Origin of the sequence: Acidocella sp. (assembly GCF_036489515.1) — a bacterium.
Classification (GTDB): Bacteria; Pseudomonadota; Alphaproteobacteria; order Acetobacterales; family Acetobacteraceae; genus Acidocella.
The window spans coordinates 1-13,833 of sequence record NZ_DASXFO010000006.1 but is presented as its reverse complement, the minus strand read 5'-3'; the positions used below and the strand labels follow the sequence as shown (position 1 = coordinate 13,833).

12 protein-coding genes are annotated in these 13,833 nt (G+C 62.2%); 4 read left to right on the top strand and 8 right to left on the bottom strand.

All coding sequences use genetic code 11. The features are described 5' to 3' along the window. Positions 1 to 180: 180 nt before the first annotated feature. On the top strand, positions 181 to 1,677 hold the full coding sequence (locus tag VGG47_RS00825; protein ID WP_331534957.1) for a M81 family metallopeptidase: 1,497 nt from the start codon (positions 181 to 183) through the stop codon (positions 1,675 to 1,677). A gap of 153 nt (positions 1,678 to 1,830) precedes the next feature. Here the strand turns inward: VGG47_RS00825 and VGG47_RS00820 are convergent, their stop codons facing one another. Further along, positions 1,831 to 3,111, bottom strand: a complete 1,281-nt coding sequence (locus tag VGG47_RS00820; RefSeq protein WP_331534956.1) for an MFS transporter — start codon at positions 3,109 to 3,111, stop codon at positions 1,831 to 1,833. Positions 3,112 to 3,655: 544 nt separating this feature from the next. After that, positions 3,656 to 4,030, bottom strand: a complete 375-nt coding sequence (locus VGG47_RS00815) for a RidA family protein (RefSeq protein WP_331534955.1) — start codon at positions 4,028 to 4,030, stop codon at positions 3,656 to 3,658. A gap of 249 nt (positions 4,031 to 4,279) precedes the next feature. Here VGG47_RS00815 and VGG47_RS00810 point away from each other — a divergent pair, with 249 nt between their 5' ends. Further along, the gene (locus tag VGG47_RS00810; protein ID WP_331534954.1) at positions 4,280 to 5,038 is read left to right on the top strand and encodes a helix-turn-helix transcriptional regulator; all 759 of its coding nucleotides are present in this window, start codon (positions 4,280 to 4,282) and stop codon (positions 5,036 to 5,038) included. A 183-nt stretch (positions 5,039 to 5,221) separates the two neighbouring features. Continuing rightward, positions 5,222 to 6,724 carry a M81 family metallopeptidase gene (locus VGG47_RS00805; RefSeq protein WP_331534953.1) on the top strand — a complete coding sequence of 501 codons (1,503 nt, stop codon included), beginning with the start codon at positions 5,222 to 5,224 and terminating at the stop codon, positions 6,722 to 6,724. Positions 6,725 to 6,927: 203 nt separating this feature from the next. Here the strand turns inward: VGG47_RS00805 and VGG47_RS00800 are convergent, their stop codons facing one another. From VGG47_RS00800 to VGG47_RS00785, 4 genes are all read right to left on the bottom strand, one after another. Beyond that, the gene (locus VGG47_RS00800; protein ID WP_331534952.1) at positions 6,928 to 8,550 is read right to left on the bottom strand and encodes a gamma-glutamyltransferase family protein; all 1,623 of its coding nucleotides are present in this window, start codon (positions 8,548 to 8,550) and stop codon (positions 6,928 to 6,930) included. A 196-nt stretch (positions 8,551 to 8,746) separates the two neighbouring features. Then, the gene (locus VGG47_RS00795; RefSeq protein ID WP_331534951.1) at positions 8,747 to 9,685 is read right to left on the bottom strand and encodes an ornithine cyclodeaminase family protein; all 939 of its coding nucleotides are present in this window, start codon (positions 9,683 to 9,685) and stop codon (positions 8,747 to 8,749) included. Between the two features lie 3 nt (positions 9,686 to 9,688). Then, on the bottom strand, positions 9,689 to 10,846 hold the full coding sequence (gene dgoD / locus VGG47_RS00790; RefSeq protein WP_331534949.1) for a galactonate dehydratase: 1,158 nt from the start codon (positions 10,844 to 10,846) through the stop codon (positions 9,689 to 9,691). An 11-nt stretch (positions 10,847 to 10,857) separates the two neighbouring features. After that, positions 10,858 to 12,009: an alanine racemase gene (locus VGG47_RS00785; protein ID WP_331534948.1), complete on the bottom strand. Its 1,152-nt coding sequence runs from the start codon at positions 12,007 to 12,009 to the stop codon at positions 10,858 to 10,860. A gap of 210 nt (positions 12,010 to 12,219) precedes the next feature. Here VGG47_RS00785 and VGG47_RS00780 point away from each other — a divergent pair, with 210 nt between their 5' ends. Next, a complete protein-coding gene (locus tag VGG47_RS00780; protein ID WP_331534947.1) occupies positions 12,220 to 13,131 on the top strand; it encodes a LysR family transcriptional regulator in 912 nt (303 codons plus the stop codon). Positions 13,132 to 13,154: 23 nt separating this feature from the next. Here VGG47_RS00780 and VGG47_RS00775 read toward each other — a convergent pair whose 3' ends face one another. Next, positions 13,155 to 13,544: an enolase C-terminal domain-like protein gene (locus VGG47_RS00775; RefSeq protein WP_413788642.1), complete on the bottom strand. Its 390-nt coding sequence runs from the start codon at positions 13,542 to 13,544 to the stop codon at positions 13,155 to 13,157. Continuing rightward, positions 13,531 to 13,716, bottom strand: coding sequence for a hypothetical protein (locus VGG47_RS15690; protein ID WP_413788641.1), 186 nt, complete (start codon positions 13,714 to 13,716; stop codon positions 13,531 to 13,533). The genes VGG47_RS00775 and VGG47_RS15690 overlap by 14 nt, the downstream gene beginning before the upstream one ends. Positions 13,717 to 13,833: the final 117 nt, after the last annotated feature.

Sequence of the window (13,833 nt, the reverse complement as noted above, 5' to 3'; positions counted from 1 at the left end):
CAAAAAGAAGCAAAAAAACTTTGATTAATGCTGGGCCATGGGCGTTGTCGCTGACAACGCCCATGGCCCAGCATCGAAAAAGTTTTTGCGCCGCTTTTTTCAAAAGCGGCTGCTTTCCTTCATCCGAGCAGGCGGCCTAGAGTCTGCAAAGACTGGACTTGCAAGAGAAAGAGGAACCTCATGGACCATAAGCCAATCCGCATCGCCGTGCTCAAATTCGCGCACGAGACCGTTACCTTCCTGCCGTCGGACACGACGATCGACGACTTCACCTATCCTGGCTCACCCGCGAAGGGCGAGGCGCTGCTGACCTCCGAACCCAATGATTACATTGGCGGCTTCGTGAAGGTCGCGCGCGAGTTTGCTGGCGTGGAGCTGGTCGGCATCGAATCTCCGCTCTGGTCCAAGCGCGGCACCGGCTCGGGCTGGATCACCAACGACACTTACGAGCATTTCGTCGGCCGCATGGTGGCACAGCTTGCGGCGGAAGGCCCGTTCGACGGTGTGTATCTCTCGCTGCACGGCGCGATGGGCGTGCGCGGCGTGCCCCGCCCTGAGGCTGATATCGCGCGCCGCGTGCGCGCCGTGGTGGGAAGCAAGGCGTTCATCACCGGCACGTTCGATCCGCACGGCAACGAGGATGAGGAATACCTGCGCCATGCGGACATGGCCTTCACGGTCAAATACTTCCCGCACTACGACATGCATCTGCAGGGCGAGCGCGCCGCGCGCATGCTCGTCCGCGCGATCCGCGGCGACTACAAGCCGGCGAATGTCACGGTGAACGTGCCGATCATCTCGCCGACCGTGCAGCAATGGACCGGTGCTTCGGCCTGGCGCGATCTCGTGCAGCTGGCACTCACCTGGGAAGCGCGCGCGCCGGATGTCTATGTCAACATCTTCTTCGGTTTCCCCTGGTGTGACGGACCGGATGCCGGCATGACCATCCAGGTGCAGACCAACGGCAAGCCTGAGCTGGCGCGCAAGGTCGCGGACGATATCGCGCAAACCGCCTGGCGCCGGCGCGAGGAACTCCTGAACGCCGTGACCATCTACAGCGTCGAAAAAGGCGTGGCGCTCGCGCGGGATGCCGTGGCGCAAGGTGCGAAACCCGTCGTGCTCGCCGACTACAGTGACCGCTCGGGTTACGCGATCTGGCTTCTGGCAGAAATCATCAAGCAGGAACTGGGCAAGACGCTGATCGCGACGGTCGCGGACGCCGATGTGGTGGCCGCGCTCTTGGCCTCGGGCATTAAGCCGGGTGACGCGTTCGACCGGGAGATCGGCGGCGGCGTGGACGAGTCCGCGGGCGCACCCGTGCGCGTCACCGGCACCGTGCTCGCCGTTAGCCAGAGCCAGCCTGGCAAGGCTGTGGAGCCCTGGATCGTGGTCGGCTTCGGCCGCGGTAACGTGCTGTTGCTCAGCCCCGTCCTCGTGCAGGCGAAAGAGCTCTCGACCATTCGCGATCGCGGCGTCGAGCCCGGCGACTTCGATGTCATCGCCATCAAGTCCCGCGTCCATTTCCGTCGCGGCTTCGACGATAGCGGTTTCGCGAAGACCATCCTGCTGGTCGAGCCGGAGCAGCCGTTCCTCGGCACGGTCCGCCTCGAGGGGCTTCCCTACGAGTTTGTGGAGCTGGAGAAGTTCTACCCGTACGGCGCGCCTTCGTTCCCGTAATAAGGAAGAAAGCAGCCGCTTTTTGAAAAAAGCGGCGCAAAAACTTCTTCTATGCTGGGCCATGGGCGTTGTCGGTGACAACGCTCATGGCCCAGAGGAACAAAGTTTTTTTGCTACTTTTTGTTCACAAAAAGTAGCCTTCTCTATCAGGCGCTAAGCCTGAACGGCCTGGCGCGCGCGGGATTGCCTGACAAGCACCGTGCACACCGCGGAAATGATCAGGAGCGTCGCCAGCACGTAGAGGCCATCCTGGTAGCTGCCGGTGTGGCCCTTGGACCAGCCGAGGGCGACGGGGCCGATAACCCCCCCCAGCCCGCCGATCCCGTTGATCACGGCCAGCCCGGCCGCCGCTGCCGATCCCGACAGGAACATGCTCGGCATCGCCCAGAGCGGCGGCTTCGCGGAGCCTGTTCCCGTGTTGATGAGGATCAGCGCGAACATGACGCCCAGGATGGTTGGCAGGTTAGCGCCGAGCATCATGCCGCCGCAGGCGACGAGGCAGGGGAGGACGACGTGCCAGGTGCGCTCCTTGGTCTTGTCGGAATGCCGCGCCCAGAGGATCATCCCGATGACAGCGACGATGTTGGGGAGACCGTTCAGGACGCCGACCTCCAGAGAGGAGTAGCCGAATTGCTTGATCATCGTCGGGCCCCAAAGCGCCAGCGTATAGCTGCCGGCCGAGACACCTGTGTAGACGATCGCCAGCAGCAGCACGCGCGGATCGAGGAGGGCGCGCAGCGCACCACCGACATGGCGGGGATGCCGATGCGTTTCCGCTTGCTCCGCCGCGAGCTCGTTCACGAGCCAGTCGCGTTCCTCGGGTGCCAGCCACGACGCCGTTTCGGGGCCGTCCGACAGGACCTTCAGCACCAGGAAGCCTAGAATGATGGCCGGAACTGCCTCGATGAGGAAGAGCCATTGCCAGTTGCTAAGACCGGCGACGTGCGGGAGCTCCATCAACGAGCCCGAGATCAGCGAACCAACCACGCCCGAGACCGGTGCGGCGGCCATGAAGAGCGCCGTCGCGGCGGCGCGCTGGCGTGAAGGGAACCAGAAGCCAAGATAGAGGATGATGCCCGGAAAGAAGCCCGCCTCCGCAAGGCCGAGCAAGAAACGCAGTGTCTCGTAGCTGATCGGTCCGGTCACGAACGCGAAACCAGCGGATACCAACCCCCAGGTGATCATCACGCGCGCGATCCAGACGCGCGCCCCGACCTTGACGAGCATCAGGTTCGATGGAACCTCGAACAGGAAATACCCGATGGCGAACAGACTGCCACCGAAGCCGAATACCTCCGGGCTCAAGCCGATCGCCTTGTTCATGCTGAGCGCTGCAAACCCGGCATTCACACGATCGAGGAAGTTCACGAAATACAGCAGCATGATAAACGGCATAATGCGCATGGTCACCTTGCGGATAACCTGCTTTTCCAAGGCGGACGTCATCGAATTCTCCTAGTGCGATTAGCTGATTGCGCTAATTGCATTCATTAGGACACAGGAGAAGCAGATGTTCAACGCATAGATATGCGAACGGCTTAAAAAATTCTCTTTCGACGTGATTCCATGCGTGGCGCACCGAACTTCTTGACGGGAGAGACGTTTTTTTGCCCATATTTTTAGATGTTTTCGTGTTTGCCGCGGCCGTTCAGCGCCATGATCGTGGCATCGTATCGAGCGGAAATCTGGTGACGCCGCCACGCTTATCCTGCTCACGGAGAAGCTGCTCTCCGCTGCACGAAGTCGCTAGAGAGATATGGCTTGAAATCTGCGCGCGCAGCGGCGCGATTGAGCCCTGCGATTGCTCATCCAAACAAGCTAGAACATCATTGAGGTCACGCAATCATGTTCTAGCTTACCGGTGAAAATCAATCCGTCCCTGCAATTTTGGCGATCTGGTCGAGCGTGCAGAGCTATGTCGAGGGCGTGCGCAAACTCGGACGTTGGGTGGCCGAGGCTGTTTTTATCTCCATCGCGATTATGCGAGCGCGGTTACCTGGATCTCCACAAGGCAGCCGTAATGTAGTTGAGGGGAGACCGCGACTGTACGCGCGGGACGGTGCTGTCCCATGATGTCGGCGTAGACCCGGTTGATTTCGGGCCAGTGCGCGATGTCGGTGACAAAAACGATTGCGTTCACGATCTTGTTGAGACTTGATCCGGCAGCAAGGAGCACGTGCTCGACATTCGCAAAGGCCTGCCGCGCCTGGGCCTCGATCCCCTCTGGCGGGTGCCCGGGGCGGCTGTGATCAAACGGCAGCTGACCGGCAACGAAGATGAAACCATTGGCGCTTACAGCCTGGCTGTAGTGCCCGCCGGGCGCGGGCGCGTCCGATGTGCTGATGAATTCCATCGGGTTCTATAATCTCCTGGAGGTAGGTGGCAGCCAACCGAACTTCCGCCGCGCGCGGCACGATGCGCAGCCGGGCGCACCAGGCACTTGGCCTGCTTGGAACTGTGGGTGGCATGGCGTAGTCGCAACCATTCGGATCTTGGGCCTCCAGTCGTTTCTCGGGACGACTGGAAGAAATTCGCCCTATAAAGACGAAAAGTCAAGTCATTTGACAAACCGTCCATTCCGATGAAAATCGGATATAGCCCTATGAATGAGTTTTACGGGCTTTGTCGGAGGGAAAAAATGCCAAGGCGACAGACGCGCAAACCAACCGACGGGCATGCCGAGGTCGGCAGTGATGCGGATCTGCGCCTCGCCACTCTTGCGGGAATGATCGAGCCACTCGCCCAGTCGCTGGGGCCGAACGCGGAAATCGTCCTGCACGATTACCGGCAGCCGGAGCATTCCGTTGTTGCGGTCGCGGGCTCGGTCACCCGGCGTAAGGTTGGCAGCGCCATGTCCGAGATCGGGCTCTCCGTTCTGTCGGAGGGGGAGGGCGCGCGCGATCGCCTGAACTATCTGGCCGCCACGCCGGGCGGGCGGGTCATCAAGTCGTCGACGATCGTGTTGCGCGACACAGCCGGCTATGTGTTCGGGGCGCTATGCGTCAATCTGGATATCACTGATCTGCGCGAGGCCGCCGCAATGTTGGCGCAACTTGCGGGCGAGCCGATCGGCCAACCCCAACCCGCCACGTTCGTCGATAATATCCGCGAGGTCATCGATACGGTTTTGGCCGCGCAGCTGGGTAGCCGCAATGCCGGAAATTTGACCCGCGACGATCGTCTGGCGATTTTTCGCGCGCTGGAAGAGCGCGGCGTCTTCGGTATCAGACATAGCCTCGGACAGGTCGCCGAGCGTCTCGGCATCTCACGCGCCGCTGGATATACGTATCTGCAAACCATTCGGAACAGCAAGGAGGCACGACCTGCTGAAAAGCGGCCTCGTGAATTTGCTCGCGCGTGATCATTCTTCGACTTCAATTCGCCACTGTGAGGTGCATGAATATTTCTAAAATGAACGTTATCTTCCGCGATAAAACGATATAGATCACCGCTATTGCTTGATCAAAATCGATGATCTAACGCTAAGCCCCAGCTGGGCCCAGCCCGGCACAATACCTGCTACTACCTGCAAGAGAGAAGCGCCATGGACCATAAGCCAATCCGCATCGCCGTGCTCAAATTCGCGCACGAGACCGTTACCTTCCTGTCGTCGGACACGACAATCGACGACTTCACTTATCCCGGCTCGCCCGCGAAGGGTGAGGCGCTGCTGACCTCCGAGCCTGAGGGCTATATCGGCGGCTTCGTGAAGGTCGCACGCGAATTTGAAGGCGTGGAGCTGGTCGGTATCGAATCCCCGCTCTGGTCCAAGCGTGACATCAGCTCGGGCTGGATTACCAACGACACCTACGAGCATTTCCTTGGCCGCATGCTGGTTGAGCTTGCGGCGGAAGGCCCGTTCGACGGTGTGTATCTTTCGCTGCACGGTGCGATGGGCGTGCGCGGCGTGCCCCGTCCCGAAGCCGATATCGCGCGCCGCGTGCGTGAGGTGGTGGGAGCCAAGGCGTTCATCACCGGCACGTTCGATCCGCACGGCAACGAGGATGAAGAATACCTGCGCCATGCGGATATGGGCTTCACGGTCAAATACTTCCCGCACTACGACATGTTTCTGCAGGGCGAGCGCGCCGCGCGCATGCTGGTCCGCGCGATCCGCGGCGACTACAAGCCCACGACTGTCACGGTGAACGTGCCGATCATCTCGCCGACCGTGCAAATGTGGACCGGCGCCTCGGCCTGGCGCGATCTCGTGCAGCTCGCACTCACCTGGGAAGCGCGCGCGCCGGATGTCTACGTCAACATCTTCTTCGGCTTCCCTTGGTGCGACGGGCCGGATGCCGGTATGGCCATCCAAGTGCTGACCAACGGCAAGCCCGAGCTGGCGCGCAAGGTCGCGGACGATATCGCGCAAACCGCCTGGCGCCGGCGTGAGGAACTCCTGAACGCCGTGACCATCTACAGCGTCGAAAAAGGCGTGACGCTCGCGCGGGATGCTGTGGCGCAAGGCGCGAAACCCGTCGTGCTCGCCGATTACAGTGACCGTTCGGGTTCCGCGACCTGGCTGCTCGCGGAAATCATCAAGCAGGATCTGGGCAAGACGCTGATCGCGACGGTTGCGGATCCTGATGTGGTGCCGGCACTTTTGGCCTCGGGCATCAAGGCGGGTGACGCGTTCGATCATGAGATTGGCGGCCTCGTGGACGAATCCGCGGGCGCACCCGTGCGCGTCACCGGCACCGTGCTGGCCGTCAGCCAGAGCAAGCCTCAGCCTGGCAAGCCCGACGAGCCGTGGATCGTGGTGGGCTTCGGCCGCGGTAACGTGCTGGTGCTCAGCCACGTCTACGTGCAGGTCATCGAGCTCTCGACGCTCCGCGATCGTGGCCTGGAGCCTAGCGACTTCGATGTCATCGCCATCAAGTCCCGCGCCCATTTCCGTCGCGGCTTCGACGATAGCGGTTTCGCGAAGACCATTCTGCTGGTCGACCCGGACCAGCCGTTCCTCGGCACGGTCCGGTTGGATGCGCTGCCCTACAAGTTTGTGGAGCTGGAGAAGTTCTACCCGTTCGGCACGCCTTCGTTCCCGTAAGATAGGGAAGGCTACTTTTTGTGAACAAAAAGTAGCAAAAAACTTTGTTAATTTGGGCCCTGAGCGTTGTCGCCGACAACGCCCAGGGCCCAGCGAATAAAAATTTTTGCGCCGCTTTTTTTAAAAAGCGGCTACTTTCTTGCTAAGTCACAAAAAAAGGCGCGCCGCATGTGCGGTGCGCCTTTTTTGTTTCGAGGCCCGGTTCAGAACGCCGCGGCGTGGCCGTCGCGCCGGCTGTCGCTTGCCGCGACATAGCCGTGATCGGGATCATCCGAGAGGCGCCAGATGAACTGGCCGGAGCCGAAATCCATGTAGGGATCATCCACCGATTTCAGCTTGTGGCCGCGCGCCTCGAGTGCTGCCACGGTCTCGGCGCGCATGGCTGACTCGACATCGAGCGTGAAGTCGCGATTGACCTTCCAGCGCGGCCCATCGCAGGCGGCCTGCGGCTGCTGCTTGTAGTCGAGCATGCGCACGACCGTCTGCAGATGGCCTTGCGGCTGCATGTCGCCGCCCATCACGCCGAAGCTCATCACCGGTTTTCCGTCCTTGGTGAGGAACGCCGGAATGATGGTGTGGAAGGGCCGCTTGCCGCCCGCCACGACGTTGGGCGAGGCGGGGTCCATCGTGAAACCGCAGCCGCGATTCTGCAGGCTGATACCCGCACCCGGCACCACCACGCCCGAGCCGAAACCCTTGTAGTTCGACTGGATGAAGGAGATCATCATGCCGTTCTCGTCGGCGGCGGTGAGATAGATCGTTCCGCCCGCTTGCGGCATGCCGAAGCCCGGGTTCTGCGCGCGCTTCATGTCGATCAGCTTGGCGCGGCTGGTGAGATAGGCGTCGTCCAGCATCTGGGCTGGCGTCACTTCCATCGAGCGCGGGTCGGCCACGTAGCGATAGAGATCCGCGAAAGCGATCTTCATCGCTTCGATCTGCAGATGTTGTGAATCAATTTCGTCGACCGGCAGGCTGCCGAGATCGAATTTGTCGAGGATGCCGAGCGCGATGAGAGCCGCGATGCCCTGGCCGTTCGGCGGGAGCTCGTGCACGTCGTAGTCGCGATAACGCTTGGAGATCGGGGCCACCCACTCCGGCTGGTAGCCCGCGAGATCGGCATGCGTCATCGCAGCGCCGCATTCCTTGCTGAATGCCGCGATCTTGTCGGCGATCTCGCCCTCGTAATAGACGCGGGCACCTTGCGCCGCGATCGTGCGCAGCGTCGACGCCGCCGCCTTGAAGACGAATTTCTCGCCCACTGTAGGCGCCCGCCCGTTCGGTAGGAACGCTTCCGCGAAGCCCGGCTGGTTCGCGATCATGGACACATTCGCGGCCCATTTATGTGCGACGATCGAGGCGACGGCGTGGCCGCGCTCGGCGATTTCGATCGCCGGCTGCAGCAGATCGCCGAAGGGGAGCTTGCCGTAGCGCTCGTGCAGCGCGCCCCAGGCGGCGACAGCACCCGGCACCGTCACCGTATCCCACCCGCGCTGCGGCTGGTTTGCGTTTCCTTTGGCGTCCTCGCCGTATTTCTTGCGGAAGTAGTCGGGATTCCAGGCGGAAGGAGCGGTGCCCGAGGAATTCAGGCCGACCAGTTCCTTGCCGTCCCAGAGGATCGCGAAGGCGTCGCTGCCGAGGCCGTTCGACACCGGCTCGACGATGGTGAGCATCGCTGCCGCGGCGATCGCCGCATCGACGGCGCTGCCGCCTTTGGCTAGCATGCGCAGCCCGGCTTGGGCTGCAAGCGGCTGAGACGTGGCCACAACGTTGCGTGCCAGTACCGGCATGCGGATGGTCGGGTAGGGGTTTTGCCAATTGAACGTCATGAGTTCCAACGATCTCCCTGCTTTAATGATGCGTGATTTTAGGGAAGTAGCCGCTTTTTAAAAAAAGCGGCGCAAAAATTTTTGTTATGCTGGGCCATGGGTTGTGTCGGCGACAAAGCCCATGGCCCAAATTAGTAAAGTTTTTTTGCTTCTTTTTGTTCACAAAAAGAAGCCTTCTCCTTTACTTGCCTTCAGTCTACGCGGAAAAATTGAAATGGCTGCCGAGACCTTTGGCGCGGGCCGCAATCAGCAACGCCTGGCAGACAGTGGTATCCACCGTTGCCGAGCCGACCGAGTCAAACACCACAAAGTCCGTTCCACGTGGCGGAAGGGGCATTTTGTCGGCAAGAATGGCCCCGAGATCACCTAGAACACGATGGCGCTCCGCCTCGGGCAGATAGGCGGATTCACCGTTTCTCAGCGCGTCTTCCCGTTGATCGGCGATCACCGACGCCTTGGCGAGGACGGAGTATCCGAGTTCGCGTTTGCCGGGGCTGTCCGCGCCCAACGCCAGAACCAAGGCGCCGGGTTTCAAATCCTCGGCATGCAGATACGCGCTGCGCGAGGGCGTGGCGGTGACGACGATGTCGGCATCGCGTGCTGCGGCGGCTGGGGTTTCGCAAAACTGCACGGGGAAGGGGGCGGAGAAGCTTTGCCCCCGTGCCGATGAGCGGCTCCAGACGGTGGCCTGGGAGATGGTCGTCACGCTCGGCAAGACTTCCGCGATACGCGCTGCCACCGGCCCGGCGCCCAACAGCGCCAGGCGCTTCGGCCCGGGCGTGCCCAGGGTTTGCACGGCGAGCGCCGCAAGGGCTGCCGTGCGCATGGCGGTGACGTCGGCGGAATCCAGAATCGCCGCGACCTGGCCCGCCTTCGTATCGAACAACGCGACGATGCCAGTCGCGGAACCGCCTTCCGGACGCAGATTCGCTTTTACCGAGATGACGCCTGGATCGAACACCGCGCCTGCTTTCAGATGCAGGAGCGCCGTCGGCATGGTGACCTGGCCCGAGACCGGCGTCGCGACTTGTTGCGCCTCGCGCAGCAGCAACGCCTCACGCACGGCCTGCATCAAAGCAGGCCAGGAAATGAGGCTGCGAATGTCCGAACGGGTGAGAAGGAGAGGGCTCGACATGGGTTATTGATCCACGAACGAGCCATCGACATGCGCGCGCATCTCGACCGGTTTCGGCTTGTACGGGAAGCGCTTCTCCGCATCCTCGACGAGTTCGACGCCGATGCCGGGCGCGCCGGGGATGGGGATGAAGCCATTGATGTGCTGCGCCAGACCAGTGACGATCTTGTCGCCCTGCAGCGCGCCGTCGCGGTCGATGCCCGGCGTGCCGGACGGATATTCCTGGATCGCGAAATTCGGAATGCAGGCCGCGACCTGCAGGCAGGCCGCTGTGCTGATCGGTGAGAGCGGGTTGTGCGGCACGATCATCGTGTCATGCGCCTCGGCCAGTGCCGCGATCTTCTTCGTCGCGGTGATGCCGCCGCACATGCACACATCCGGCCGCAGATATTGCGCGCCGTTATGCGCGAGCAGCTGGCGGAACTGGTACAGGCTGATGAAGCGCTCACCCGTGGCGATGGGGATCGGAATGTTCTTCGCCACCCAGCCCATGGCCTCGAAACTATCGGGACGGATCGGGTCTTCGTAGAACATCGGCGTATAGCGCTCGATACCGCGGGCCAGCGCGATGGCTTCCGGTGGCGACATACGGCGATGGATCTCGATGCAGAGATCGACCTCGGGGCCGACCGCTTCGCGCACCAGCCGGACGTTCTCGATCGCCTGCTCGACCTTCGAGGCATGCGTCTTGAAATACGGGACGCTCTCATCCTCGTTCAGCAGAGGATTGAAATGGCCAAGCGCGTTAAACCCGTCGGCCTTCAGGCGCTTCGCTTCCGCGATCTGCTGCTCGATGGTGCGCCCCTTCAGATGCGCATAGACGCGCGCCTTGTTGCGGACCTGACCGCCGAGGAGCTCATGCACCGGCACGCCATGGGCTTTGCCCTTGATGTCCCAGAGCGCGATGTCGATGGCCGAGATCGCGCCGTTGATCGCCGCACCCGTGAAATGCGTGGCACGGTGCATCACGTTCCAATGATGCTCGATCGGCCGGGGATCGCGGCCGACCAGGTAGTCCGCAAATTTGGAGATGGCGGCGGCGGAGGCTTCAAGCTGGCCCCAGGCGCCGGACTCGCCGATACCGACAATGCCTGCATCCGTCTCGATCCGGACGAAGCAAAAACGATCGATGAGAAGTGGCTGAACTTTAGTGATTTTCATAGGTTTTTCCTTCACCAGCCGTTGAACCGGCGCCACACGGCGCCGATCTGCTGCGAGCCGGTCTGCAGTACATTGTAGTGATCATGCTGTGCCGCGGTGGCGCAGGCATGGTTGGGCATAATGCGCAGCCGCGCGCCGATGGGCAAGTCCGGTACGACGGCCTCGCTGCCAGGCCGCGCGGCGATGATGCCATGCTCCTGGTTCGCCTTGAGCATGACGAGGTCGGGATAGGGCACGCCGTTGATGTCGCAGACCACACCGTGAAACTGGTCCACCGACTGCGCGCGCGTGCCGCGATCGGCGGACATCGCCATCCAGCCGGCATCGACGATCAGCCAGCCGCGTTCGGCGTTGCGGCCGGTGACGGTGGCAAGCACGCTGAGCGCGATGTCGTCGAGCGTGCAGACACCGACGCCGGTCATGAACAGATCGAAAAACATGAAGACGCCGGCGCGCAGTTCCGTGATCCCGGATAATGACTCGCTGCTATGCGCGGTGGGTGTGGAGCCGACGCTGACGACCGGCGCCGGTAGCCCGGCCTCACGCAGCACCGTCGCGCAGCCGACCGCCTCGGCGCGTTCCTGCTCAGCCATCGCCGCCAGCTCGGCAGGGCCGTGGCAATGATAGGATTCACCCGCATGCGTCATGACGCCGCGTAAGTCCGCGCCATCCTGCAAGGTCCGGCCGACCTCCACCAGCAATTCGGCCTGGGCGCGGCGGATGCCGGCGCGGTGGCCGTCGGAATCGATTTCGATCAGCACCGGCAGGCGGTCATTCGTGACGCGCGCATGACGCGCCACGGAAGCGGCGGCCTCGACGCTATCGACGACGATGGAAAGATCGACGCCTTTGCGGCGAATGGCGGTGACAAGGTCCAGTTTCTGCGGCGCGATGCCGGCGGCGTAGAGGATGTCGCGCACGCCGGCATCGGCGAACATCGCGGCTTCCTTGAGCGTCGAAACCGTAATCGGCCCTGCCGGCCCATCCATCACGCGGCGCGCGACATCCAGGCATTTGGCGGTCTTCATATGCGGACGCAGTTGCGGGCCGAGCTTGGCTAGGCGCTCGCGCAGGCGTGCGACGTTGCGGTCAAGCTTGGTCTCGTCGAGCAGCAGGGTCGGCGTATTGAGCGTTTCCAGCGAAGGCAAAACGGGGTCGCTCATGCCAGCCCCCGTACATCGAACCGTGAAAGGGTAGGGGAGGTGAGGCCGGGCGGGTTCGCCGCGCGGATGCCCATGGCACGGCAAGTCCGGGAAATTTCGCTCAGTCGCCGCATTATTTTTCAGGTCCTGCTAAACAAAGGACGACAACTATGGAATAGGAGGTGAAAAGGAAATTAACATTAGCTGATTGACGGATTAAGATGGAAGTTAATGTTCTCGGTCGATGACCTGCGTTTTGTCGTGACGCTGTCCGGCTCTGTCACCCTGGCGGCCGCGGCACGGGCCATGAACGTCACCCCACCTGCGGTGACGCAACGCCTGCGGCTGTTGGAGGAGCGGTTGGGCGTCCGGCTGGTAAACCGGCTGGGACGGCGGCTGGCGCTCACCGATGAGGGGCTGCTGTTCGTGCAGCACGCGGCCACCATCCTCGACGATATGGCGCATATGACCGACGCGCTGACGGCACGGCGCCACGTCGTCTCGGGCCATTTGCGCATTCTGGCGCCGCTGGGCTTCGGGCGGCGCTATGTCGCCCCGGTGGTTGCCGCCTTCCGCATGCAGTTTCCAGACCTGCAGATCGACCTCAACCTTTCCGACCGCCCGCTGCAGTTCCGCGATGACACCTGGGATGTGCTCATCTATATCGGCGAGCTGCCGGATTCAGGGCTGGTCAGCCGCACGCTGGCGCCGAACACGCGGTTTCTGTGCGCCGCACCCGGCTATATCGCGCAGCATGGCACGCCGGAACGGCCGGCCGATCTCGTCCGGCACACTTGCATCGTGCTGAAGGAAAACGATGAGGATATCACGCTCTGGCGGTTTCTGGCGCAAGACGGCCGGCCGGCGCGTGTCCGGGTCCGCCCGGTATTGACCACCAATGACGGCGGTGTCGCCCGCGCCTGGGCGTTGGCGGGCATGGGCATCGTCATGCGCTCTGAATGGGACGTGGCGGAAGATCTGCAGCGCGGCGACCTGGTGCCCGTGCTGCGGGACTGGCAGCTGCCCAGCGCAGACGTCGTGGCCCTGATCCAGACGCGCCAGGGCCGATCCGCGCGCACCACGCGGTTCCTGGAGCAGCTGCAGGCGGCCTTGCAGCCGGTGCCGTGGCGCGTGGCCGGGTAATCGCCGAGCCGGGGAGTGAAAATCTAGTCGCTCAGGCTTTTCATCTCCTTGTAGAGATCGTTCTTGCCTTCGAAACCGATACCCGGCAGCGGCGGCAGCGTGACATGCCCGTTCTCCACCCGCACGCCATCCGGGAAGCCGCCATAGGGCTGGAACAGATCCGGATAGGACTCGTTGCCGCCCAGGCCGAGCCCGGCGGCAATGGCGAGAGACATCTGGTGCCCGCCATGCGGAATGCAGCGCGACGGCGACCAGCCATACGCTTCGAGCATTTTCAGCGTGCGTTGATATTCGACCAGGCCATAGGAGAGCGCGCAGTCGAATTGCAGCCAGTCGAGATCCTTGCGCATGCCGCTGTAGCGGATCAGGTTGCGCGCATCCTGCATTGAGAACAGGTTTTCACTGGTCGCCATCGGTTTGGCGTAATGCTGTGCCAGTGCCCGGATAGTAGTAGCCGCCGGCGGCATAGACGAAGACGGGCAGATTAGCCGCACGGCCATGATCATCCGCCAGCATCTGAACAGCGGCTTGCCGGCGATCTTCGCGGTCGCGTCCCAGATCGGCCCGAAGTAACGAACGGCCCATTTTTCCTACATAAGAGATTTTTATGGATGTCGGAAAACCCCTTCGTTGAGGTTTCCGTACACTGCGTCATTCCGACATAGTATTTCGTGCATGATTTTACGGGGTTTTCCTATTCAA